Source organism: Nocardioides sp. GY 10113 (assembly GCF_004919105.1).
In the GTDB taxonomy this organism is placed as follows: domain Bacteria; phylum Actinomycetota; class Actinomycetes; order Propionibacteriales; family Nocardioidaceae; genus Nocardioides.
In genome coordinates, this window is record NZ_STGK01000003.1 from 84,058 (window position 1) to 107,465 (window position 23,408).

The window sequence follows — 23,408 nt, forward strand, 5'->3', positions numbered from 1 at the left end:
GTCCGGACCGGCAGCAGGGAGGAGTGCCGAGTGTCCGTTCTTCTGTACCGGCTCGGGGTGTTCCTCAGCCGCCGTCGCGGGCTGGTCGTCGGCGGCTGGCTGCTCGTCCTGCTCGCCGTCGTCGGCTCCTCGACGACCCTCGGCAACGACTTCGACGACTCCTTCACCGTGCCCGGCACCCAGTCCCAGGAGGGGCTGGACCTGATCCGCGACCGGTTCGGGCAGAGCGGCACCTCGGGCCAGGTGATCTTCACCGCCGCGGCGGGTGCGATCACCGGCTCGGCGAACGCCCGGGCGGTGAAGAGGATCGCCGCCGCAGTCGACGCGGTGCCCGGCGCGCAGATGAGCGACCCGCTCGGCCCGCCGCCGGGGCAGAAGCGCCCCGTGCTCGCCAGCGACAAGCGCTCCACGCTCGGCCAGGTGCTCTTCGACGACGTCGACCCCACCGAGGAGACGCTCGCGGCCGTCGTGGCGGCCGCGAGACCACCGTCCGGCAGCGGGATCACCACCTCCGTCGGCGGCAACGCGTACAAGGCCAGCGCCCCGCCGAGCCGGGTACCCGAGCTGATCGGGCTCGGGGTCTCGTTCCTGATCCTGGCGCTCACCTTCGGCTCCCTGATCACCGCCGGGATGCCGATCCTGTCCGCCCTGGTCGGGGTGGGCGTCACGATCAGCGCGGTGGTCCTGGCCTCGAACGTCGCCAGCGTCTCCAGCGCCTCCCCGAACCTCGCCGAGATGCTCGGCCTCGCCGTCGGCATCGACTACGCCCTGTTCCTGCTCTCCCGCTACCGCCGCCAGTTGCGCGACCCCGGCATCACTCCCGCCGTGGCGATGTCGCGGGCCCTCGCCACCGCCGGCAGCGCGGTGGTCTTCGCCGGAAGCACCGTGATCATCGCGCTGACCGGCCTCGCGGTGGCCCGGATCCCGGTGCTGACGGTGATGGGGCTGGCGGCCGCGGCGGCCGTCGCGGTGGCCGTCACCGTCGCGCTGACACTGCTCCCGGCGATCGCCCTGCTGCTGGGGGAGCGGCTGCGGCCGCGCACCCGTCGGCGTACGCCACGGCGCCGGAGGTGGCGGCGCGCGCGGAAGCCCGCAGCGCAGCCGGATCCACCGTCGCCCGCGCCGTCGAGGGAGCGGGTGCCGCTCTCGATGCGCTGGATCGCGTTGGTCACCGGGCGACCGCTGCTGACGATCCTCGTCGTCGCGTCCGTCCTGCTGCTCGCCGCCGTGCCCGCCAGCAGGCTCGAGCTCGCGCTCCCCGACAACAGCTCGGCTCCCGAGGGCACCGCGCCCCGGCAGACCTACGACGACATCACCGACGCGTTCGGCGAGGGCTACAACGCCCCGCTGACGATCACCGCCGGGGTGATCACCAGCGACGACCCGGTCGGCACCGTGAACAAGCTGGCGACCGCGCTCGGCAAGCTCCCGGGTGTGGTGGCGGTGACCCAGGCGACGCCGAACGAGAGCGCCGACACCGCGCTGATCCAGGTGATCCCGACGGCCGGGCAGACCGCGCCCTCGACCGCCCGGCTGGTCGGCGAGCTGCGCGACCACAGCGCCGAGCTGGAGCAGACGTACGGCGTCACCGACATGCTGGTGACCGGCCCGACCGCGGTGAACATCGACGTCTCCGAGCGGCTGGGCGCCTCGCTGCTGCCGTTCGCGGCGATCGTGATCGGTCTGTCGCTGCTGCTGCTGATGATCGTCTTCCGGTCGGTCGCGGTGCCGCTGAAGGCGACGCTGGGCTACCTGCTCTCGGTCGGCGCGGCGCTCGGTGCCGTCGTGGTGGTCTTCCAGTGGGGCTGGCTCGGCGCGGTCGCCGGCGGGGACACCGGGCCGGTGGTGAGCTTCCTGCCGATCTTCGTGATGGGCGTGCTCTTCGGCCTGGCCATGGACTACGAGATGTTCCTGGTCTCGGCGATGCGGGAGGCGTACGTCGGCTCCGGGGACGCCCGCGCGGCCGTCCGGACCGGGTTCCGCGCCTCCTCGATCGTGGTCACGGCGGCCGCGCTGATCATGACCTCGGTCTTCCTGACGTTCGTGCCGGACGGATCCACCACGATCAAGCCGATCGCCTTCGGCCTGGCCGTGGGCGTCTTCGTGGACGCCTTCGCGGTGCGGATGACGTTCGTCCCCGCGGTGCTGGTGCTGCTCGGGTCCCGGGCGTGGTGGCTGCCCGGCTGGCTGGACCGCCGGGTCCCGGCGGTCGACGTGGAGGGCGCGGCGATGCACCGCAAGGTCGCCTACGAGGACTGGGAGAAGACCCACGGCACGGCGGCCCTGGTGGCCCGCGACCTCGTGGTGCGGCCCGGCGGCCCGTCGGTGAGCGTCGAGGCGCCCCCGGGCGAGGTGACCCGCCTCGTGGTGCCCGACGGCGTGGACCCGGCCGACCTGGCGCGCGCCCTGGTCGGCCGGCTCCGGCCGGTCGCGGGGGACCTGGTCGTGGGCGGGCTGCTCCTGCCCGAGCAGCGCGAGGCCGTGCTGGCGTCGGCGGCCTGCGTCGACGTCGGCCCACCCGACGGCCGGCGCGCTGACGGCCGGCCCGCCGACGACCGGTCCCCCGAGGCGCGGGTGGTCGAGCGGTCCCGGTTGAGCGCGTTCGGGCGACGCGCGCGGTCGGCGTTCGCGGAGCGCGCGCTGGACCGGGTCGAGGCGCTCGACGGCGTCGCCGCGCCGTACGCCGCCATCGCGGGCCCGGCCGGGCGAGCCGCGATCCGGGACGCCGTGGTCGAGGCGGCGCTCGCCCTGGCCGGCGGGGTCCGGCTCCTGGTCCTGGTGCAGGAGGACCCGGAGAGCCCGGTGCCGCCCGGCGCCGCCGAGGCGCTGGCCCGGCGGGTCGCGGCCGGCGGCGTCACCGCCGTGCTGCTCCGCCCACCGCCCTGGCGGCTCCCGGCCGCGCTCCACCGTCCGCCCGACGACGCAGCACACCGCGAGCCCGAGGAGGCCCGGCCGTGACCGACACCCCCACACCTTCCCCCGGTGGTCGCCGCGTCGCCCGGCGCCGGATCGTGCTCGTCGGGCTGGTCCTGCCGCTGCTGGCGGCGACCGTCCTGGTGTGGGCGACCAGCAACCGGCCCGAGCACCTCGACCGGGTCCCGGTCGCGGTCGTCAACAACGACCAGATCATCACGAAGCCCCAGCCGATGGCCGCGGGGCGGGCGCTCGCGGCGGCGCTGACCCAGCCCGGGCCGGGGCAGAGCAACCTGGACTGGACGCTGGCCGACACCGCCGACGCGGCGAACGGCCTCGCGAGCGGCGACTACTACGCCGTGCTGACCATCCCGAAGGACTTCTCCAAGGCGATCCTGTCCACCGGCACCGACGCGCCGGCACAGGGCAAGCTGACCCTGGTCAGCAACGGCGCGGCGAGCACGACCGTGCCCTACATCAGCGAGGTGGTCGCCGCGAAGGCCGCCGCGGCGCTGGGCCGGCAGAGCACCGAGGGCTACCTGGGGCAGGTGTACGACGGCTTCAACAAGCTCTCGTCGTCGACCGAGAAGGCCGCCAGCAGCGCCGGTCAGCTGGCCGACGGCACCGCGCAGGTGGCCGACGGGGCGGACCGGGTCGAGTCCGGCGCCGACGAGCTCTCCTCGGGTCTCGACCAGCTCTCCGCGGGTGCGGCGCAGCTCGCGCAGGGCACCGGGGAGCTCGACGCCGGCGCCGTCCGGCTCCGGACCGGCGCCGGCGAGGTCGCCGACGGCGCGGCCGAGCTCGCCACCGGGTCGCGGGCCCTGGCCACCGGGGCACGCACGCTGGCCCGCGGCAGCGACGCCCTGGCCGCCGACGCCCGCCGGCTGGACCGCGGCCTGAACCGGGTCGCCGGCGCCGTCCGCGAGCTCTCCCTGGGCACCCGTGCGATCGCGCTCAACGTCCGCGTGCTGGCCCGCCTCTGCGGGCGCCGCGGTGCCGCGCCCCGGTTCTGCGCGGCCCTGCAGCGCGCCGCCGACCGTGCCACCCGCCTCGGCCAGGCATCGATCGAGGTGGCCGACGGCACCGACGAGGTGGCCGCGGGCGGGGGCCTGCTGGCCGCCGGAGCGGCCAGCGTGGCGCGCGGGGCCGACGGCCTGGCCACCGGAGCGGGGCTCCTCGCCGGGTCGGCCGGTCGGCTCGCCACCGGCGCCGACCGGGTGAGCGCCGGCGCCACGTCGCTGGCCGCCAGCACCGTCGAGATCGACGAGGCGACCGGCCGCCTCGCCGCCGGCGCCTCCTCGTCGGCCTCCGCGGGCGGCCAGCTCGCCTCCGGCAGCGCCTCGCTCGCCTCCGGGGCGGCGTCGGCGAACCAGGGCGCCCACCAGCTGGGTCAGGGCCTGGACCAGCTGGCGGCGCAGAGCCCGTCGTACTCCTCGAAGCAGCAGAAGGCGCTGACCACCGTGGTCAGCCAACCGGTCGCGCTGACCACCTCGGTGGAGAACGCCGAGCACGGCAACGGGTGGCTGCTCGGGGTGGTCCTCGCCGTGGTCCTCTGGCTCGCCGCCCTGCTCGGCGTGCTGCGCCGCGACCTCGGCCCGGTGCTGCGCCAGTCCGGCACGCCGCTCTCCTCCCGGCGGCTGGCCGCGGTGCAGCTGGCTCCTGCCACGGCGCTCGCGCTGGGCCAGGGGGTGGCGGTGCTGCTGGCGCTGGTCCTGGTGCGGGTCGACGCCGCGAGCCCGGTCGCGCTCGGCCTGCTGACGGTGCTGGCCGCGGTCACCTTCACGCTGATCGGGGTCAGCCTGCGCTGGGCCTTCGGTCGCGCCGGCATCGTCGCCTTCGTGCTGCTCCTGCTGCTGCAGGCGGCGGCGCTGGGCAACGTGCTGCCGATCGAGACCGCCCCGGCCCCGCTGCCCCTGCTCAACCGCCTGCTGCCGTTGCCGGTCTACGTCGACGCCAGCAGCCAGCTCGTCGCGGGCGGCGCCGGCGGGTCGCTCGCGGCCGCGGTCGCGGTCCTGGTCGCGTGGGGCATCGGCGCGAGCCTGGCCGCGCTGCTGGTCGTGCGCCGACGGCGGGCGGTGCTGCCGGCGCCCGTCCCCACCCCCGCGTGACCCCGAGCCGGGGGTTGGGCCACCCGAGCCGGGGGGTGGGCGCCGACGGGCAGTCGTGTGCCCGAGAACCCCCTATCCCGGGCTGTCGGGCACACGACCCACCGCAGCGCGGTCAGACCCGCCGCGCCGGGACCGGCTGTCGCCCGGTGGCCACCAGCAGCAGCCACACGGCCAGGCTCAGCTCTCCGACCATCGACGGCAGCGCGACCATGGCGAGGAACGCGTCGGCGTACCGCTCGTAGTCGGCGAGCGCGACGTGGGCGACCGTGTCGACGACGTACGCCGCCCCGGCCACGACCAGCAGCCAGCCGATCGCCCGGGTCCCGCGCCCGCTGGTGCGCGCCGTCAGCAGCAGGCGGCCGATCAGCACCAGGTGCAGCCCGAACGCGGCCAGCCCGGCCACCCAGGTGAAGTCGAAGGCCCGCAGCGCGAGCAGGGTCGGCTCGGCGGCGTCGGTGCCGATCAGCTCGAGCGCCACGTAGAGGAAGACCAGCGAGACGCCGAGCATCACGGTGTAGCCGAGCCGGAACCAGGCCGCGAGCAGGGCCAGGTCGCGCTGGACGCCACGGAACAGGACGAGCAGCGCCCAGGCGATCACGACGTCGATCAGGAAGATCGCCAGGAAGGCGACGGTGCCCACCCGGAACGTGGTCTCGTGCGCGGCCAGGGCCGCGGCGGTGGCCCCGGCGTCGTCGGGGTGGAGCACGCTGCCGAGGGCGAGGAAGTTCGCGAAGATCGCCAGCACGAAGAGTGCGAGGTAGCCGGCGCCGGCCCAGCCGGCCGCGGTGCGCGGGTCGGTACCGGGTGCCTCGGGGGCGGCCGTCGGAGCGGTGAGCGTGGTGGTCATGGCGGGTGCCTTCCGGAGGTGGGGCGGGGTCAGACGGTGAGCGCGACCTTGCCGCGCACGTGGCCGGCGGCGAGGTGCTCGATGGCCTCGGCTGCCTCGTCGAGGGCGTAGGTGCGGTCCAGGCTCGGGCGTACGGCGCCCCGCTCGACGAGGTCCGCCAGCTCGGCGTAGTCGGCGGTGTTCTCGGAGGCCATCATCGAGGTCAGCCGCTGCCGGGTGAACGGGGAGAGGGCGAGCGCGGCGAGCTGGCGGTGGACACCGCCGAGCCAGCGGTCCCCGCCCTCGCCGCCGGCGATCACCAGCGTGCCGGTCGGGGTCAGGCAGCGGCGCAGCGCGCGCAGCGGGCGCCGACCGCCGAGGTCGATGATCACGTCGTACCGCTCGCCGCCGGCGCCGATCTCCTCGCGGGTGTAGTCCACGACGTGGGCGGCGCCGAGGTCGCGGACCAGGTCCGCCTTCGCGCCGCTGGCCACGCCGGTCACCTCGGCGCCGTACGACGCCGCGATCTGCACCGCGTAGGAGCCGACGCCGCCGGAGGCGCCGATCACCAGCACCCGGTCGCCGGGCCGGACCCGGGCGGCATCGCGGACGGCCTGCAGCGCGGTCACGCCGGAGACCGGCAGCGCGGCCGCCTCGGCGAAGGAGACGTTCGCGGGCTTGCGGGCCACGCGCTCGACCGGGACGACGGCGAGCTCGGCGAACGAGCCGTCGGCGGTGCCGATCACCTCGTCCCCCACGGCGACCGCGGTGACGCCGGCGCCGACCGACTCGACCACGCCCGCCGCGTCGCGACCGGCCACGGGGAACTTCGGGCGGCGCAGCCCGAACATCAGCCGGACGGCGTAGGGCTGGCCGGTCATCAGGTGCCAGGTGCCGCGGTCCACCCCCGCGGCGCGGACCCGGACCAGGACCTCGTCGGGGCCGGGGGTGGGGTCGGCGATCTCCGCGACCTCGAGGGTCTCGGTGCCGCCGTACCGGTGCTGGATCACTGCGCGCATCTCGGGTCTCCGCTCGTCGTGTCGGGCGCCTTACGGTGTAAGTCTTGACTCGACCGTAGACTTACGGCGTAAGGTCCGTCAAGGGGTCCAGCGGAGGGAACCGCAGGACCGACCCGGGAGGAGGGATCGTGGCCGGACGAACGGGCACCGTGCGTGCCACCGCGCTGACCCGCGAGGAGGTGGTCCGCGCGGCGATGGAGATCGCCGACGCCGGCGGTCTCGCTGCGGTCTCGATGCGCTCGGTGGCCAAGCGGCTGGGGGTGGAGGCGATGTCGCTCTACCACCACGTCGCGAACAAGGAGGCGATGCTCGACGGGATGGTCGACGAGGTCTTCACCGAGTTCCATGCGCCCCGGATCGGCGGCGACTGGGTCGAGGAGATGCGGGCGCGGTCCCGCTCGGCTCGGCAGGTGCTGAAGCGTCACCCGTGGGCCGTCGGCCTGATGGACTCGCGGCGCAACTCCGGCTTCCCGACGTTGCTGCACCACGACGCGGTCCTCGGCTGCCTGCGCGAGGCCGGCTTCTCGCTCACGCTCACCGCGCACGCCTTCGCCGTGCTCGACGCTCACCTCTACGGCTTCCTGGTCCAGGAGCTCAGCCTGGCCTTCGAGGGCGAGCAGGACCTCGCCGAGCTGGCCGACCAGATCCTGACCCAGCTGCCGGACGGGCAGCTGCCCTACTTCAAGGAGTTCACGCTCGAGCATGCGCTGCGGCCGGGCTACGACTTCGGCGACGAGTTCGACGTCGGGCTGGAGCTGATCCTGGACGGTCTGGCAGTGCGGCTGGCGCGCGAGCGCGGCTGATCCCCGCCGAGCGGGCGCACTGCGGATCATCCTCATGGAGGATCCCCGGCGGTGTCCCGGGCCCCTAGTGTCGCTTCATGGGCCGCCCCTCCGGTGTCGACAGCGCCGTCGTCGGCCTGGTCGCGGCGTCGGCCGGGGTCTGCGCCGTGCACACCGTGGTGCAGGGCGCCGGACCCGCTGAGTGGCTCTTCGGGTCGGTCTGCCTGGCGGCGTTGCTGCTCCTGCTGCGGCACACCCTGCGCGACTGGCGCGCCACGCGCGCGCAGGCCCGCGTCGCCCGCGACCTCGCCGCGGCCGAGCCGGTCGCGTACGCGCGCCGCGCGGTGCTGGAGGAACGGACCCGGCTCGCCGAGGACATCGCCGCCTCGCTGCGCGACTGCCTGGCCGAGGTGGGGCGGGACGCGGCGGACGCCGCGCGCGCCGCGGACCCGTTGCCCGCCGTACGCCGGATCCACCTCCGCGCCCAGGAGGCCTCCAGCGAGCTCCGGCGCCACCTGGGTCTGCTCCGCACCTCCCTCCCGCCCGCGGCGGGGGCGCCGCCGTCGGGGGAGGCGCCTCGCGGGCGCGACCTGGTGCTCGGCGCGACGATCGCGGCGTTGGCCTGCGTCGAGGCGACCGTCTACCCGCGCGTCGAGGGTGACCCGTTCACGTGGGTCGGGGCGGCCCTGACCGTGCTCGCCGCGGGAACGGTGGCGCTGCGGCGCTCGGCGCCCCGCAGGGGCGCGCTGGTCGCCGCCGGCGCCTACCTGCTCGGCCTCGCGTTCACCGCCCCGCTCTCGGGCGGCTTCTGGGTGTTGGCCACGATCGGAGGGCTGCTGTGGACGCTCGCCGCCCGGTGCGCCCGGGCCCGCTCGGCCCGCGGTGTGGTCGCCGACGGCGCCGCTCTCGCCGCGCTGGTCGCCGCTGCGTCGGCCAGCACGGCCGCACTCGACGGGGAGAACGTCGGCGTGATGCTCGTGCTGATGGCGCTGGCGTGCGTCGGTGGTGCATCGAGCGGGGCGCTGGCCCGACATCGCCGGCGCCACCGCGACGCGGCCCAGGAGCGGGAGACCGCGCTGGCCGCGGCTGCGCACGAGGCGGTGGTCGCCGAGCGGCTCGCGTTCGCCCGGGACCTGCACGACGTCGTCTCCCACACGGTCGGGCTGGTCGCGCTCCAGGCGGGCGCGGCGGAGGTCTCCTGGCCCGACCACCCCGAGGCGACCCGAGGCGCGCTGCGCGTGATCGCCGACGCCTGCGCGGGCGCGCTCGCCGAGCTGAACCGTCTCGACGGCGGCGTGGAGCCGTGGGTGACGTGCGGGGGAGACCTGCGTGCGCTGGTGGCGCGGGTCCGCGCCTCCGGGACCGAGGTCGACGCCGTCGGTCTCGACCTGGTGCCGGACTCCTCGAGCCGGCTGGTCTACCGGATCGTCCAGGAGTGCCTGACCAACGTGATGCGGCACGCTCCCGGCGCCCGGGCCCGGATCGAGGTGACGAGCGGGCCGGGTGGCCTCACCGTCGCCGTCTCCGACACCGGTCCCGGGCCCGACCTCGGCGCCGAGCGGGGCTTCGGCCTGCTCGGGCTCGCCGAGCGGGTCGGCTACTCGGGTGGACGGCTCGCCAGCGGCCGAGCGGCGGACGGCGGCGGGTTCAGGGTCGAGGCGGTGCTCCCGGAGCCGAGCGGGGTGGGAGCGTGACGGTGCGGATCGTGGTGGTCGACGACAACGACCTGCTCCGGGCCGGCCTGGTCACCGTCCTCGGCAGCGACCCGGACCTGGAGGTGGTCGCCGAGGCCGCCGACGGCCCCGCGGGGGTTCGCCGCACGCGGGAGACCGGCGCCGACCTCGTCCTGATGGACGTCGAGATGGCCGGCGGCGACGGGATCACCGCGACCCGGGAGATCGTGTCCGAGCTCGGCGTACGCGTGCTGATCCTGACCATGTTCGACCTCGACGAGTACGTGGTGGGCGGCCTCCGTGCCGGCGCCTCCGGCTTCCTGCTCAAGACCACCGAGCCGCGGGCGTTGATCAGCGCGGTGAAGGCGTGCGCCGCCGGCCAGGCCACGGTCGGGGACGCGGTGATGGGGCGACTGGTCGACAGCTTCCTCGGGGAGCCGGCCCGGACCGCCGCGGCGCCCGGCCTGGAGCGGCTCACCGAGCGCGAGCGCGACGTGCTGCGGGCGATGGCGACCGGCATGTCGAACGCCGAGATCGCCGGCCACCTGTTCCTCGGCGAGACCACCGTGAAGACCCACGTCGCGCGCATCCTCGACAAGCTCGGCGTACGCGACCGGGTGCAGGCGGTGGTGGTCGCCCACCGCGCCGGAGTCGCGGGCTGAGTGGCCGAGAGGCCGATCGGCCGCCGCGGAGCCGTGCAGCGACCTCGACGGAGCGCCCCCGGCGGCCGCAGCCGCGTGTGCGCGGGGCGCCGCGCCGCGACGGGTGCCCGGATCCCGCAGTGCCGGACGGGGGCTCGTCCGCGCGGCCCCGAGGTTCCTGTGACCCTCGCAGGCAACCCCGAGCAGCGGTCGAGCGTGTGTGCCTGTGAGAGCGGTCCCTTCGCACGGGGTGGGTAGACAGATGGATCCCAGCAGCCACCATGACTTCACGGCGTTCTACGACGCGACCTGGTCACGCACGGTCGCGTGCGCACTGGCGATGACCGGGGTGCTCAGCGACGCCGAGGACATCGCGCAGGAGGCGTACAGCCGCGCCTGGCCGCGGTGGTCGTCGCTGCGCCACTACGACGACCCGGGGGCGTGGGTCCGCCAGGTGGCGACCCGCTTGGCGGTCTCGCGCTGGCGGCGGGCGCGGACGGCGATGGCGTTCCTGGCCCGGTCCAGGCCGGTGGCCCCCTCGGCCCCGCCCTCGGAGGCCACCGTCGCGCTGGTCACGGCGCTCAGGCAACTGCCCGAATCCCAGCGCCGGGCCATCGTGCTCCACCACCTGGGCGACCTTCCCCTCGCCGAGATCGCTCGGATCGAGCGGTGCCCGGAGGGGACCGTCAAGGCCCGCCTCTCCAGGGGCCGCACCGCTCTCGCCACCCTCCTCGCCCCCCAGGACGGAGATCACTCCCATGCCTGACCTGGACCACTTCCTCGACACCGTGCTCGCCGACGTCGCAGCAGGCACCCGGCCCCCCGGGGCGCCGGCGGCCATCAAGCGGGCCCGTCGACGGCGGAGCGCGGCGGCCGCGAGCGCGGCCGTGGCCGCCGTCGCGCTCGTCGCCGTGGGCGGCAGCCTCGCCGGCGGGAGGCTCGGCGACGCCCGGCCCGCGCCCATCGGGCCGCCCGCGACGCCCGCTCCCGAGTCGCCGTCGACCGATGGGAGCACCACGCCTCCGCCGGGCTCCGAGAAGTCCTTCGTCAGGGAGTTGCGGGGGATCCTGGCTCAGGAGCCCGGCTGGCCGATCGCTGCCGGCGACCCCACGATCCTCCAGCCCTGCGGCGGAGACTGGTCGTCGGCCGCCGAGGGGGAGAGCGGCGGGACCATCCCCGTCCGGACCTCGGCGGGTGAGGTCGGGTCCGCGTGGGCCGACGCGATCGGCTTCCCGTCCGCCGTGCAGGCGTCGGACGCGGTCGCCGTCCTCGTCGCCAACCTCGAATCCTGCAGCGGTGTCGACTGGCAGGCTCAGCCGGGCACCCGGGCCGGCGTCGTGGTCGTCTCCTCGGCCGTGGGCGTGGTCTGGATCCACCTCGAGGGCGACGGTGTCAGCACCCTCCAGGTACCCAGCGCCGGCGGGCTGCCACCAGCCGGCGTCCAGGACGATGTCGCCGATTGGATCGCCGCGTACGGCGCGTGGCGGGGGGAGCAGCGCCCCGACTGAGCCGCGGGTCCCGATGCCCGGGGCCGGCTCTCCTCGCCCGAGGACCGGGAGCGACGCGGCCGATCGTCGGCGTTCCAGCGGGCGCTCCGCGGTGGACGGTGCACTGCCGATCCTGGTCGTGGGTCCTCCTCGTGGGTCATCCCCAGGGAGGACAGTGCTCCTCCGCGCGGCCGCCGGTTCGTCCGGCCGGGCGACGCGGCGGCCGGTGCCTGCGGCACACGCTGGGGACACCAGCCCCGCCGGGGCTCCCAGGAAAGGTTCGACATGAGCACCCACCACCGCGTCGCCCTCGCGACAGCCGTCGCCACCGTCGTCCTGGTCGTGGTCGACCTCGTCGTCTCCCTCGTGACCGGGGAGCGCACCGTGATCACCGACGACACCCAGGGGCCGGCGGCCGCCGGCGCCCTGATGTCGGTCTGGCTCGGGCTCACCTTCGCCGCGCTGGCGGCCGTGGTCCGCGGCGAGCGCGCCGCGTTCGCCGCCGCGCCCCGGGCCGCGCGCTGGGTCCGCCGGCCCCTGCTGGTCGGCCTGGTCGCGCTCGCCGTCGGGCTGACGGTGGTCAACCCCGTCCAGCTGCTGGCGGGCATCGACTCCGGCACCTTCTACGACGCCAGCGGGCTGGTCGCCCTCCTCTGCCTGCTCGCCGTCTTCGTCTCGGTGCTGGTCCTCGGTCTCGCGCTGCTGCGCCGCAACCCGCTCGGGATCGGCGGCCGGATCCTGGCGCTGGTCGGTCCGGTGATCGGCGCGACGGTCCTGCTCGCGGTGGTGGCACCCGACCTGGCGAGCCCGGTCTTCGTCACCGCGACCGTGGTGCTCGGGATCGCCACGCTCGGGCTGCGCCCGGCGTCCTCGGCGGCCGCGGCCGACCCGGAGGGGGCGGGGGAGCGCCAGCCCGTCTGACACGGACAACGACGCCCCGGACCCCGAGCGGCCGGGGCGTCGGCGCGCGTCAGGAGGGGTCGGGGAGCGCGGTGCCGAGCGCGAGCCCGGCGTACTCGCGCATCAGGCGCAGCGCCTCGTCGCGGCTGAAGGTCGGGTCGAGCATGACGATGCGCAGGCCGAGGTAGTCCTCCATCACCATCAGCGTGCGGGCGACGTCGGCCAGCGGCTGGGCGGGGGCGAATGCCCCCGCGTCCACCCCCTCGGCGAGGATCCGCTCGTAGATCGCGGCCTGCTCGGCCAGGACCTCGGCGAGCATCCGGCCGTGCGCGGCGGTCGGGCTGTCGACCATCACCGGGCGGAAGGTGACCCGCCACTCGACGTCGTCGGGGCCGGTGGGCAGACCGGCGCCCATCGCCCTGACCAGCTTCTGGCGCGGGTCGTGAGCCCCCGAGACGGCGGTGAGGCGTTCGGTGAGGAAGCGCTGCTCGACCCGGGAGCGGACCGCCCAGAGCAGCGCGCCCGCGTCGCGGAAGTAGTACCGCACGGCGTTCGGCGTGAGGTCGAGGCGGCGGGCGACCTCGGCGATGCTCACCTGCCCGTTCTCGCTCTCGCCGAGAGCCGCGATCGCCGCGTCGACGATGTCGCGTCGGCGCGCCTCCTGGGTGACCGGCCGGGCCATGGGACCTCCTTCGCGCTGGTTCGGCGGCGAGCCTAGCCGGGCCGCGAAAGTGGCCCGCCCCGACCGCGTCGCGGCACGAATTAACAGTTCGGAAACCCGAACCTCTTGCCAACGAAACGTGTGCCGTGTCACATTGGGCGAGTTATTTGCACGAAGTGAAAAAAACTCTGGAGGCGACATGCCCACTCGGGCCAGGGATCTCGGCATCGTGATCGGCGACCACCCGACCGGACCGCAGAACGCCATCACGGACGTGCCCGGCGTCCGCGTCGCGCACACGACGCTGGTCGACGGCGAGGGCGACCTCAAGCGCGGCTACGGGCCGATCCGCACCGGCGTGACGCTGGTCGAGCCGCGTCCCGACGTCGCCTCCTCGCCGGTCTTCGCCGGCTTCCACCGTCTCAACGGCAACGGCGAGATGACCGGCCTGCAGTGGATCAAGGAGAACGGCGCCCTCACCACGCCGATCGGCCTCACCAACAGCCACAGCGTCGGCGTCGTCCGCGACGCGATCGTCGCCCGACTGGCCGACGAGCGCCCCGACCGCGACCTGTTCTGGCTGCTGCCCGTGGTCGCCGAGACCTGGGACGGCGTGCTCAACGACATCAACGGCCAGCACGTGAAGGCCGAGCACGTCCACGAGGCCTTCGACGGCCTCGCCGCGGGCCCGGTCGCCGAGGGCGCCGTCGGCGGCGGCACCGGGATGATCTGCCACGAGTTCAAGGGCGGCATCGGCACCTCCTCCCGCCGCCTCGCCGCCGAGGCCGGCGGGTACACCGTCGGCGTCCTGGTGCAGGCCAACTACGGCCGCCGCTCCCGGCTGCGCATCAACGGCGCGCCGGTCGGCGAGAAGATCGGGCCCGACGTCATCCCCTCGCCGTACGACGCCGCGGTCGGCCTCGCGGGTCAGGCCGGCTCCGGCTCGATCATCGTCATCGTCGCCACCGACGCCCCGCTGCTCCCGCACCAGTGCGACCGGCTCGCCCAGCGCGCCGCGCTCGGCATCGGCCGGATGGGCGGCACCGGCGAGCACGGCAGCGGCGACCTGATCCTCTCCTTCGCCACCGGCAACACCGGCCTGCCGCCGGTCGGCTTCGAGGAGCCGGGTGGCGCCACCGAGCTGCCGGTGCGGATGGTCACCAACCCGACCATCGACCCGCTCTTCGACCTCGTCGTCGAGGCCACCGAAGAGGCGATCGTCAACGCGATGGTCGCCGCCGAGACCACCGTGGGCCGCGACGGGCTGACCGCGCACGCCCTCGACCACGACCTGCTCCGCTCCGCTCTCGGGCTCGCCTGAACGCTGCGACACCGCAGCCCACCCCAACCCGCAAGGAGAACACCGCATGTCCGGTACCACCATGGAGCCCATGAGCGCTCCGGAGACGTCGAAGGGACTGGCCTCCGGCTCCCTCGGCGTCTGGGCGATCGTCTTCTTCGTGATGTCGGCCGCCGCGCCGCTCACCGTCGTCGCCAGCGGCGCGCCGCTGACCGTCTACCTCGCGGGCATCGGTGGCCCGGGCGCGATGCTCGCGGCGGGCGTCGTGCTGATGCTGTTCGCCTCCGGCTTCACGGCGATGACCCGCTACGTGCGTGACGCCGGCGCCTTCTACGCCTACACGACCGAGGGCCTGGGCGCCCCGGTCGGCTCGGGCGCCGCGGCGCTGACCACCTACGGCTACACCGCGCTGCTGCTCGGCTTCTACGGCTTCGTGGCGTTCTTCGCCCAGATGACCGCGGCCGACCTGTTCGGCATCGACCTGCCCTGGATCGTGTGGGCCGTGCTGATCGCCGCGTTCATCGGCTTCCTGGGCTACCGCCAGGTCGACATGGGCGCGAAGGTGCTCGCCGTGCTGCTCACCGCGGAGGTGGCGCTGCTCGCCGTGCTGTCGCTGGCGGTGCTGATCCAGGGCAGCCCCGAGCCGCTCACGCTGGCGCCGTTCGACCCGAGCAACTGGCTGACCGCCGAGGGCGCCGGCGGCCTGTTCGTGCTCGGCTTCGGTGCCTACATCGGCTTCGAGGGCACCGCGATCTACGCCGAGGAGGCGCGCAACCCCGAGCGCACCATCCCGCGGGCGACCTACATCGCGATCGGGTTCCTCGGCGTCTTCTACGCCTTCACGTTCTACTGCTTCATCGCGGCGTTCGGCATGGACGGCGTGGTGGCCGCGGCCCAGGGCGACTTCGAGTCCCTGCCGTTCGTGTGGGCCGACGAGTACCTGGGCACCCTGGCTCTGAAGGTGCTCCAGGTGCTGATCGTGACCAGCTTCGTGGCCTGCCTGATCGCCTTCCACAACGCCTGCTCGCGGTACCTCTTCTCGCAGGGCCGCTCCGGGCTGCTCCCCGCCGTGCTCGGCAAGGCGCACCCGAAGCACCACTCGCCGTACGTCGGCAGCCTCGCGCTGACCGCCCTCTCGGTCGCCGCGCTGCTGCTGACGCAGGTCGTCGGCTGGGACCCCTACCTCGACCTCGGCCTGCTGGCCTACGGCACCGGTGTGGTCTCGATCGTGGCGGCCCAGGCGCTGTGTGCGATCGCGGTGCTGGCGTTCTTCGGCCGGGACCGTCGCGGACACTCGCCGCTGCGGGTGGTCGTCGCCCCGGTCCTCGCGGTGGCCGGGCTCGTCACGGGTCTGTACCTGATCCTCACCAACTTCGTCGTCGTCACCGGCTACACCGGCACGGTCAACACGGTGCTGATGCTGCTGCCCGCGGTCGCGTTCGCGAGCGGCGTGGCCTGGTACGCCATCCGGCGGCCCGGTTCGGTGGCCGCGGCCGCCGAGGCGCGGGCCCACGAGGAGGACACGGTCGCCTGACCCAGGTGGTCCTCCGACCAGCGGGCACTGCCCTCACCACGCCGCGCGTCATCGCGGCGGGGTGGGGGCAGCGCCGCTGGTGCAGGGCGGTGGGGCGCCCGGGCGGCGTGGGTGAGTGGCGGGGCTCCCGGCTGACAGGTAACGCGGAAGCCCCGCCGGTCAGGGGGAGCGGTCGACCCGTCCGCCGGCGGCGAGCCGGGCCAGGTCGTCGCCGGTCACCCGGCCGGCCACGCGGCGCAGGGTGCGGGAGGTGCGCAGCGAGTCGGGGTTCACGAGCAGGCCGCCGAGGCCCTCGACGTAGACCACGTCGGGCAGCGGGTACGCCGACGGCGTCGGTGCGGCCGGCGGCGCGGCCGCCGCGGCCCGGCGCCTGGCCCGGGTGATCAGCCACGCCGCGCACGGAACGCTGACCAGCAGCGCCAGCGTCGCCCAGGGGTAGGTGGTCAGCTCCGCGTCCACGAGCAGCCCGGAGCCGTCGCCCCAGCCGACGGAGGCGCGCTGGGCTCCGATCGCGGCGACCGGGACCGGCGCCTCCAGGACCACCTCGCGGCTCTCGCCGGCGGGCACCACGATGCCGGGATCGGTCAGCGTGCTGGCCGCGGCGGCCGCCCCGAAGCCGTAGCGCAGGCCCGGCAGCGCGCCGGCCTCGCCGCCGTCGTTGGCGACGGTCAGCACCAGCCGGGCGTCGCCGCCGAGCCCGAAGGCCCGCAGCAGCGACGCCCCGCCCTCGACGCGCAGGCCCTCGAGCCGCAGCGCCGCCGGCTCGGTGACCGTCGGCGCCGGCGGGGTGCCGATCCGGACCCCGACGACGTTGACCGGGATGTCGATCGGGGTGCCCTGGCCGGAGAACGGCGCGACGTGCACCACGCACGGGCAGGGGCGCGGCGGCCGGTCGAGGACCAGCTGGAGGGTCAGCGCCCCCTCGGGGTCGGTGGTCCCGGTGACCGCGCTCGGCAGGTGGCACGCGCGGGACCCGCCGATCGCGTTGTCGCCGCAGAGCGCGGCCTGCAGCTGGGTGCCCGGCGCCCACCCCGAGAGGTAGACGGAGATCCGCTCTCCGAGCCCGGCGTTGTTGGGCAGGGCCCGGCCCGCCGGCGCCGGTGTCGGCTCGTCCGCGGCGGCCGCGCCGGGCAGCGCCAGGGCGGGCAACGCCAGCAGCGCCGCGAGCAGCAGGCCCGCGAGCGGGCGCAGCGGGGAGCGGTGCACGCCGTGGCTCACCGCCCCGCGGAGACGGAGATCGCGGGGGCGTCCTCGGCGGCCGCCATCCGGCTCCCGGCCAGCCGGCGCCGGCGGCGCAGCCACCAGGCGGCCACGGCGGCGAGGGCGAGGGCGAGCACCGGCAGCGGCCAGGGCAGCAGCCAGGTGCTGGTCTCCGCGCGGCCGTCAGCGCCCTCGTCGGTGGTCAGGGTGACGCGCGCGGTGACCGGTCCCAGCGCCGGTACGCCGTCGACCTGCTGGGTCAGCCGCACCGTCTGCCCGGGGAGCAGGTCGGCCAGCGGCGGCGCGGTGGCCTCGCCGGTGCGGCCCGTCATGCCGTCGAGCTCGACGGTCGCGGTCGGGGAGAGTCGCACGTTGCCGGTGTTCTCCACGGTGTAGCTGACGGTGCCCCGGCCCCGGCCGCCCCACGGCAGCGCGCCGCGGTCGTGCTCGAGCCGGACGTCGCTGACCGCGAGTGCGGGACTGGTGGCGCCGCTGACGCGGACGTACATCCGGGCGCCGACGGCGCGCTGGATGCCGATGTCGATCCCCTCCCTGTCCCCGCCGGACTCGACGGCGACGTTCATCGCCACCACGGCGCCGACGTGGTCGCCCGGGGCGGCGTCGCGTGGGATCCGGATCGTGACCGGGACGTCGACCTGCGTCGTGCCGTAGACGGTGACCTGGGAGGTCGCCGGGGTCACCCAGGCGCCGAGGTCGGTCATCTCCTCCTCGTAGCCGCGGAGCGCGAAGAAGCCGTCCTGCTCGGTGTTGTAGCCGTCGGCGCCGTAGACCTTGAAGGTGATCGGCTTCTTCGTCCAGTTCTGCAGCCGGACCTTGTCCTTGATCGTGGTGCCCGGGTCGCCCTCGAGCACGAAGTAGGTGCGGGGCACCGTCGTGCCGCCCGCGGGTGGGGTCGGGGCCACCGACCAGGCGCCGTTGTCGGCCGCGCTCGCGCCGGGGGCGGGGACCAGGGTGAGCGCGCCGAGGGCGAGGACGGTGACGAGCAGGCCGAGCACGTACGCCGTACGGCGGGGCGGTCCGGGCTGTGCGGTCATGTCGTCCTCCTGGCTGGTGCTCGTCGGTCGTGCTCGCCGGTCGTGCTGGTCGGTGCTGGTCCGGGATCCCGGGCGGTCGGCCCACCCGGGATCCCGGAGGTCATGCAGGGGTCATGCAGGTGTCGTGCAGCTCACCGTCAGGAGAGGGTGAGGGTGAGGGTCCCCGAGTAGTCACCCGCCTGCTGGTTGATCAGCAGGTCCAGCGACAGGTCGGCGTCGGCGGTGACGTCTCCACCGCTGACCCCGTCGGGGCCGAAGCCGGCCGCCGCGACCGCGCACAGCGGCAGTGCCTCGGTGGCCGACGGGAAGGCGCCGGCGGCGCCGACGGTGACGGTGTCGTCGCTGTTGGCGCCCGGGGTGCAGGACGGGGTCCACGACAGCTTGTCGGCGTCGATCGGCTGCGGGCCGCTGGTCAGGCCGGCGAACGTGCCGATCAGCGACCAGCCGAGGGTGCCGCCGCGGTAGTCCATCACCGTGACGTCCTGGAGGCTGCCGGTGGAGGTCTGGTCCGTGCCGTTGAGCTGGACGGCGCCCATCTCGACGGTTCCGGCCGCCTTGGCCATCGTCAGGTCGCCGGGGAGGACGGTCAGCTCGATGGTCTCGAGGACCGAGCAAGCGTCGGAGTTGTCCTCCAGGCCCTCCTTGGCCGTGCAGGTGTCGGCGGAGAAGGCGAACGCCGCGTCCGACCAGATGGCGCCGGGGCCGGAGCGCTGGCTCGCGCTGATGTACGCCGTGTTCGCGTCGTTCACGGTGAACGAGCCGGACAGGGTGCCGGTGGCCGACGCGGTGGCGGTGCTCACCGGGTCCGTGGTCGACGGGAGCGGGAAGCCGCCCAGCGGTGCGGTGTAGCCGCCGATGGACACCGTCTGGCTCGGGTCCCAGTCGGTGCCGGTCACGCCGACGGTGGTGCCCGCGCCGCCGCCGGTGAGGCTCAGCGTGAGGGTCGGCTGGCCGAGGATGGTGATGCTGCGCATGCCCACCTCGCCGCCGCTGGTCAACCGCAGCCTCATCGAACCGGAGACGCCGCTCGGCACGGTGATGGTGCCGGTGCCGGCGCCATTCGTGCCGACGCCGAACGAGGTGGCGCCGACGCAGGTGGCGCCGTCGGTGGTGCAGATCTCGGCGGTGCTGTTCGCGTCGGCGCCGGAGAAGTTCGACGCTGCGAAGCTGATGGTGTCACCGGCTCGGGCCGCGTTCATGACCGTCTGGTTGGTGATGCCCGTGATGGTCGCGACGCCCTGCGCGAACGCGGTGAAGCTGGCGGTGACGTTGGTGTCGACCGGCGAGGTCGCGGGGTTGATCCCGGTCTGCGATCCGGACGACTGGCCGTTGCACTGCACCCGGACGGAGTAGCTCGGGATGTCGTAGATGACCTTGCGGAGGACCAGTGTGTTGGTGCCGCCCTGGGCGATGTCGAAGCTGCCGGTGACCGTGCCCCCGGGGGTGTTCGTGCTGGCCGGGATATCGGCGACGGCCACGGGTGCGAGGTTCGCCCCGTTCACGGAGAAGTAGTAGTAGGCGGTGGTGGTCGCCGGCACGGGGGAGGACGGCCCGGCGCTCACGACCAGCGAGAAGTTGCGCGTCTCGCCGACGAGGGTGCCGCCGCTGGTGGTGAGGTCGTAGTCAGGGGGTGAGCTGCTCCACCCCGCGAGAGCGCTGCTGATGCTGCTGGTCGGCGCCGACTCCAGGTTGGTGTTGCCGCCGGTGTTGTAGACCCAGCAGCCGCCGGTGGGCTCGACCGCCGACGCCGCTGTGGTGGTGGTGACGATGGCCGCGCTGGCCATCACCACGGTGCCGCCGAGCACGGCAGCGAACTTGTTCCTTGCTCTCATCTACCCGTCTCCTTCTCGGGTCACGCCCTGGGGGGCGAGGAGTAGCAGGACCTGTCCCTGCACCGCGCTTGTCGGTCACGCGGCGCCGCTCACGCTGGCCGGTATTACTATATCGTCAATCATATATTATAAATTCTCATGAAATGTGGGTAGGGTCACACGAGGCGAGCGGCCGACGGACGTGGCGCGCCCGGCGCCTCACGGTCCCGGGGTGATCTCGTCGATCATCAGCGCCACCTGCAGCGACACCCGGATGTCCGGATCGTCGAGGTCGGCCCCGAGCACGCGTCGGGCCTTCGCGAGCCGGTCGTAGAAGACCGGACGCGAGACGTGCAGGGCGGCCGCGGCGTCGGACTTGCTGCCCGGGTGGGTGACCAGCGCCCGGAGCGCCGCCACCAGCTGCGTCCCGTGCTGGCGGTCGTGGTCGCGGAGCGGGTCGAGCTCGCGGGCCGCGAACAGCGCCAGCCGCTCGTCGCCGGCCAGCATCGTCAGCAGCCCCCGCAGGTGCACGTCCTCGAGCCGGTGCACCACCGGCCCGGCGGCGCCGTCGCCCGCGCCGGGCCGCACCGACTCCACGACGTGCTGGGCCTCCCGCAGGGTGCGGTCGATCGCCGCCTCGCGGGTGACCGCCCGACCCGCGCCGACCACCACCGCGAAGCGCCGCAGCACCCGCGCGGCCAGGTCGTCGACCGCGCGGTCGGCGTTCGTCGCCAGCGGCAGCGAGAGCAGGGCGCGGACGTCGTGCTCCACCTCGCAGACCAGTGCCGGCACGCGGAGCTGGTCGGCGGCCAGCACGGTCGCGGCGATCACCTCGTCCACCAGGGTCTCCGGCGGCGTGGTGGTGCCCTCGAGCGCCTCCCGCCGCGGGCGCAGCGTGACCCCGATCAGCTGCCGCCGCGCGGTCGGCAGGCCGGCCAGCTCGCACCGACGCAGCAGGTCGGTCGAGGTCGGGTCGGTGAGCAGGCCGAGCAGCAGCTCGTGGTGCGTACGGCGGAGCAGGCCGTCGCGCTGCCGATCGTGCAGTCGGTGCAGCGCGAGCGCGGCCGCGGCGCGCTCGGCCAGCGCCACGAGCCGCTGCGAGGGCGGCTCGGGGGACTGCACCACCAGGCGGCCCCAGCCGCGCTCGCGCTTGCCGATCCGGGTCACCAGCCAGCCGCTGGCCGGGTCCCAGCCGGTGCGCCCCTCCGGGGCCACCGTTCGCGACCGGGCCGCCCAACCCGCCAGGAAGCCGGCCTCGTCGTCCGGGCCGAGTCGGTAGTCGAGGACCTGGTGCTGCTCGCTCTCCACCACGACGGTGGCGCCGGCGAGCCGCTGCACGGCGGCCAGGATCTCGCGCGGCCCGGCCTCGCCGAGGCTGAGCTCGGTGAACGTCTCGTGCACCCGCTGGGTCTCCCGCAGCTCCGCCAGCTGCTCGTCGACCAGCCGCTCGCCGACGGCCTGGGTGACCGCCGCGAACCGCACCTCGCGGGGGAGCGCGACCAGCGGCAGGCCGTGCCGCTCGCAGGCGGCGACGAGCGACTGCGGCACGCTCTCCCAGCGGCGCCCCAGCTCGATCACCAGGCCGGCCGCCTCGCTCTCGGCGAGGCTCGCCGCGAACCGCTCCAGCTCGCTGCCGGTGTCGGGCATCGCGATGCCCGTGCTCAGCAGCAGGTCGCCGGCGCGCAGCAGCGGGGCGATGTCGGCGAGCTCGGCGGCGTGCACCCAGCGCACCGGGCGGTCGAGCGTGTCGTCGCCGGCGAGCACGACCGGGCCCGCCGCGCGCAGCACGGGCATCGCCAGCACGTCGGCGACCGACAGCGTTCCCACGGCGTACCTCCTGGGTCGACCGATACCGACGTTCTGTCGGTCAATGTAAACCGATCCTACAGAACGTCGGCCTGTCCGCCCCTTCCCGGCCGCCAGGATGGAGCCCTCAGCAACACAAGGAGAGACGCATGACCAACGACCTGCCCACGATCGGCCACTGGGCCGCCGGCGCCCCCTTCGCCGGTACCTCCGGCGCCTACGCCGACGTCACCAACCCCGCCACCGGCAAGGTGACCGGCCAGGTGGCGCTGGCCAGCCGGGCCGACGCCGAGACCGTGATCGGCGCCGCCAAGGCCGCCGCCAAGGCGTGGGGCGAGACCTCGCTGGCCCGTCGTACGCAGATCGTCTTCAACTTCCGCGAGCTGCTCAACGCCCGCAAGGGCGAGCTGGCCCACCTGATCACCGCCGAGCACGGCAAGGTCTACTCCGACGCGCTCGCCGAGATCGCCCGCGGCCAGGAGGTCGTCGAGGTCGCCTGCGGTATCTCGCACCTGCTCAAGGGCGGCCACACCGACTCCGCCTCCACCGGCGTCGACGTCTACTCCAAGCGCGCCCCGCTCGGCGTCGTGGGCATCATCAGCCCCTTCAACTTCCCGGCGATGGTCCCGATGTGGTTCTTCCCGATCGCGATCGCCGCGGGCAACACCGTCGTCCTCAAGCCCAGCGAGAAGGACCCGACCTCCGCGCTCTGGCTGGCCGAGCTGTGGAAGGAGGCCGGTCTCCCCGACGGCGTCTTCAACGTGCTCAACGGCGACAAGGTCGCCGTCGACGCGCTGCTCCAGTCGCCGGACGTGGAGGCGATCTCGTTCGTCGGCTCCACCCCGATCGCCCAGTACGTCTACGAGGAGGCCAGCCGCCACGGCAAGCGCGTGCAGGCCCTCGGCGGCGCCAAGAACCACATGGTCGTCCTGCCCGACGCCGACCTCGACCTCGCCGCCGACGCCGCCGTCAGCGCCGGCTACGGCTCCGCCGGTGAGCGCTGCATGGCGGTCAGCGTGCTGGTCGCCGTCGAGCCGATCGCCGACGAGCTGGTCGCCCGGATCGCCGACCGCACCCGCACCCTGCTGATCGGCGACGGCGGCGCCGCCGCGACCACCGACGGCGACGGCCGCGAGGCCGACATGGGCCCGCTGGTGACCAAGGCCCACCGCGACCGCGTGGCCGGCTTCATCGAGTCCGGCGAGGCCGCCGGCGCCAAGGTCGTCGTGGACGGCCGCGACGTGCAGCCGCGCGGCGAGGCGGACGGCTTCTGGGTCGGCCCGACGCTGTTCGACCACGTCACCACCGACATGGACATCTACACCGAGGAGATCTTCGGTCCGGTCCTGGCGGTCGTCCGGGTCGGCTCGTACGACGAGGCGCTGGAGCTGATCAACGCCAACCAGTACGGCAACGGCACCGCGATCTTCACCAACGACGGCGGCGCCGCCCGCCGCTTCGAGAACGACGTCCAGGTCGGCATGATCGGCATCAACGTGCCGGTGCCGGTCCCGGTCGCCTACTACTCCTTCGGCGGGTGGAAGAAGTCGCTCTTCGGCGACACCCACGCCCACGGCGCCGAGGGCGTGCACTTCTTCACCCGCGCCAAGGTCGTCACCTCCCGGTGGATCAACCCCGCCGCGCGCCCCGAGGGCGGCCTGCAGCTCGGCTTCCCGCAGAACGACTGAGGGG

The 23,408-nt window shown here is 74.6% G+C and carries 18 protein-coding genes; 11 read left to right on the top strand and 7 right to left on the bottom strand.

What is annotated here, in order from left to right:
* Positions 1–30: 30 nt before the first annotated feature.
* Entirely contained in the window at positions 31–2,958 is a 2,928-nt protein-coding gene (locus E8D34_RS04820) for an MMPL family transporter (RefSeq protein WP_136593474.1), read from the top strand.
* A complete protein-coding gene (locus E8D34_RS04825) occupies positions 2,955–5,021 on the top strand; it encodes a YhgE/Pip family protein (protein WP_136593475.1) in 2,067 nt (688 codons plus the stop codon). Before E8D34_RS04820 ends, E8D34_RS04825 begins: the two co-directional genes overlap by 4 nt.
* A gap of 112 nt (positions 5,022–5,133) precedes the next feature.
* On the opposite strand, the gene E8D34_RS04830 is transcribed toward E8D34_RS04825, so the two are convergent.
* Positions 5,134–5,868 (bottom strand): DUF4386 domain-containing protein, encoded by a 735-nt coding sequence (locus E8D34_RS04830; protein WP_136593476.1) that lies wholly within the window; start codon positions 5,866–5,868, stop codon positions 5,134–5,136.
* A 29-nt stretch (positions 5,869–5,897) separates the two neighbouring features.
* Complete coding sequence (locus E8D34_RS04835) at positions 5,898–6,866, bottom strand: NAD(P)-dependent alcohol dehydrogenase (RefSeq protein WP_136593477.1); 969 nt, start codon at positions 6,864–6,866, stop codon at positions 5,898–5,900.
* A gap of 128 nt (positions 6,867–6,994) precedes the next feature.
* On the opposite strand from E8D34_RS04835, the gene E8D34_RS04840 reads away from it, so the two are divergent.
* From E8D34_RS04840 to E8D34_RS04865, 6 genes are all read left to right on the top strand, one after another.
* Positions 6,995–7,669, top strand: coding sequence for a TetR/AcrR family transcriptional regulator (locus E8D34_RS04840; RefSeq protein WP_136593478.1), 675 nt, complete (start codon positions 6,995–6,997; stop codon positions 7,667–7,669).
* 77 nt (positions 7,670–7,746) lie between these two features.
* Positions 7,747–9,342: a sensor histidine kinase gene (locus E8D34_RS04845; protein ID WP_136593479.1), complete on the top strand. Its 1,596-nt coding sequence runs from the start codon at positions 7,747–7,749 to the stop codon at positions 9,340–9,342.
* A complete protein-coding gene (locus tag E8D34_RS04850; protein WP_136593480.1) occupies positions 9,339–9,983 on the top strand; it encodes a response regulator transcription factor in 645 nt (214 codons plus the stop codon). The genes E8D34_RS04845 and E8D34_RS04850 overlap by 4 nt, the downstream gene beginning before the upstream one ends.
* A 241-nt stretch (positions 9,984–10,224) precedes the next feature.
* Entirely contained in the window at positions 10,225–10,728 is a 504-nt protein-coding gene (locus E8D34_RS04855) for a SigE family RNA polymerase sigma factor (RefSeq protein ID WP_136593481.1), read from the top strand.
* Positions 10,721–11,470, top strand: coding sequence for a hypothetical protein (locus E8D34_RS04860; RefSeq protein WP_136593482.1), 750 nt, complete (start codon positions 10,721–10,723; stop codon positions 11,468–11,470). The genes E8D34_RS04855 and E8D34_RS04860 overlap by 8 nt, the downstream gene beginning before the upstream one ends.
* Positions 11,471–11,734: 264 nt before the next feature.
* Positions 11,735–12,370 carry a hypothetical protein gene (locus E8D34_RS04865; protein ID WP_136593483.1) on the top strand — a complete coding sequence of 212 codons (636 nt, stop codon included), beginning with the start codon at positions 11,735–11,737 and terminating at the stop codon, positions 12,368–12,370.
* 49 nt (positions 12,371–12,419) lie between these two features.
* On the opposite strand, the gene E8D34_RS04870 is transcribed toward E8D34_RS04865, so the two are convergent.
* Entirely contained in the window at positions 12,420–13,031 is a 612-nt protein-coding gene (locus tag E8D34_RS04870) for a TetR/AcrR family transcriptional regulator (RefSeq protein WP_136593484.1), read from the bottom strand.
* A 178-nt stretch (positions 13,032–13,209) separates the two neighbouring features.
* Here E8D34_RS04870 and E8D34_RS04875 point away from each other — a divergent pair, with 178 nt between their 5' ends.
* On the top strand, positions 13,210–14,331 hold the full coding sequence (locus E8D34_RS04875) for a P1 family peptidase (protein ID WP_136593485.1): 1,122 nt from the start codon (positions 13,210–13,212) through the stop codon (positions 14,329–14,331).
* 70 nt (positions 14,332–14,401) lie between these two features.
* On the top strand, positions 14,402–15,844 hold the full coding sequence (locus tag E8D34_RS04880; protein ID WP_168929333.1) for an APC family permease: 1,443 nt from the start codon (positions 14,402–14,404) through the stop codon (positions 15,842–15,844).
* Positions 15,845–16,003: 159 nt separating this feature from the next.
* Here E8D34_RS04880 and E8D34_RS04885 read toward each other — a convergent pair whose 3' ends face one another.
* From E8D34_RS04885 to E8D34_RS04900, 4 genes are all read right to left on the bottom strand, one after another.
* Positions 16,004–17,050: a hypothetical protein gene (locus E8D34_RS04885; protein ID WP_136593487.1), complete on the bottom strand. Its 1,047-nt coding sequence runs from the start codon at positions 17,048–17,050 to the stop codon at positions 16,004–16,006.
* Between the two features lie 8 nt (positions 17,051–17,058).
* Positions 17,059–18,099 carry a DUF916 domain-containing protein gene (locus E8D34_RS04890; protein ID WP_136593488.1) on the bottom strand — a complete coding sequence of 347 codons (1,041 nt, stop codon included), beginning with the start codon at positions 18,097–18,099 and terminating at the stop codon, positions 17,059–17,061.
* Between the two features lie 137 nt (positions 18,100–18,236).
* Positions 18,237–19,931: a hypothetical protein gene (locus E8D34_RS04895; protein WP_136593489.1), complete on the bottom strand. Its 1,695-nt coding sequence runs from the start codon at positions 19,929–19,931 to the stop codon at positions 18,237–18,239.
* 198 nt (positions 19,932–20,129) lie between these two features.
* Positions 20,130–21,737, bottom strand: coding sequence for a PucR family transcriptional regulator (locus tag E8D34_RS04900; protein WP_240771109.1), 1,608 nt, complete (start codon positions 21,735–21,737; stop codon positions 20,130–20,132).
* Positions 21,738–21,865: 128 nt separating this feature from the next.
* Here E8D34_RS04900 and E8D34_RS04905 point away from each other — a divergent pair, with 128 nt between their 5' ends.
* Positions 21,866–23,404 carry a CoA-acylating methylmalonate-semialdehyde dehydrogenase gene (locus E8D34_RS04905; RefSeq protein ID WP_136593490.1) on the top strand — a complete coding sequence of 513 codons (1,539 nt, stop codon included), beginning with the start codon at positions 21,866–21,868 and terminating at the stop codon, positions 23,402–23,404.
* Positions 23,405–23,408: the final 4 nt, after the last annotated feature.

Coding starts and splice junctions, on each gene's coding strand:
- E8D34_RS04860 (WP_136593482.1), top strand. CDS start 10,721: ATGCCTGACCTGGACCACTTCCTCGACACCGTGCTCGCCGACGTCGCA.
- E8D34_RS04905 (WP_136593490.1), top strand. CDS start 21,866: ATGACCAACGACCTGCCCACGATCGGCCACTGGGCCGCCGGCGCCCCC.
- E8D34_RS04890 (WP_136593488.1), bottom strand. CDS start 18,099: ATGACCGCACAGCCCGGACCGCCCCGCCGTACGGCGTACGTGCTCGGC.
- E8D34_RS04835 (WP_136593477.1), bottom strand. CDS start 6,866: ATGCGCGCAGTGATCCAGCACCGGTACGGCGGCACCGAGACCCTCGAG.
- E8D34_RS04865 (WP_136593483.1), top strand. CDS start 11,735: ATGAGCACCCACCACCGCGTCGCCCTCGCGACAGCCGTCGCCACCGTC.
- E8D34_RS04830 (WP_136593476.1), bottom strand. CDS start 5,868: ATGACCACCACGCTCACCGCTCCGACGGCCGCCCCCGAGGCACCCGGT.
- E8D34_RS04875 (WP_136593485.1), top strand. CDS start 13,210: ATGCCCACTCGGGCCAGGGATCTCGGCATCGTGATCGGCGACCACCCG.
- E8D34_RS04855 (WP_136593481.1), top strand. CDS start 10,225: ATGGATCCCAGCAGCCACCATGACTTCACGGCGTTCTACGACGCGACC.
- E8D34_RS04880 (WP_168929333.1), top strand. CDS start 14,402: ATGAGCGCTCCGGAGACGTCGAAGGGACTGGCCTCCGGCTCCCTCGGC.
- E8D34_RS04870 (WP_136593484.1), bottom strand. CDS start 13,031: ATGGCCCGGCCGGTCACCCAGGAGGCGCGCCGACGCGACATCGTCGAC.
- E8D34_RS04895 (WP_136593489.1), bottom strand. CDS start 19,931: ATGAGAGCAAGGAACAAGTTCGCTGCCGTGCTCGGCGGCACCGTGGTG.
- E8D34_RS04845 (WP_136593479.1), top strand. CDS start 7,747: ATGGGCCGCCCCTCCGGTGTCGACAGCGCCGTCGTCGGCCTGGTCGCG.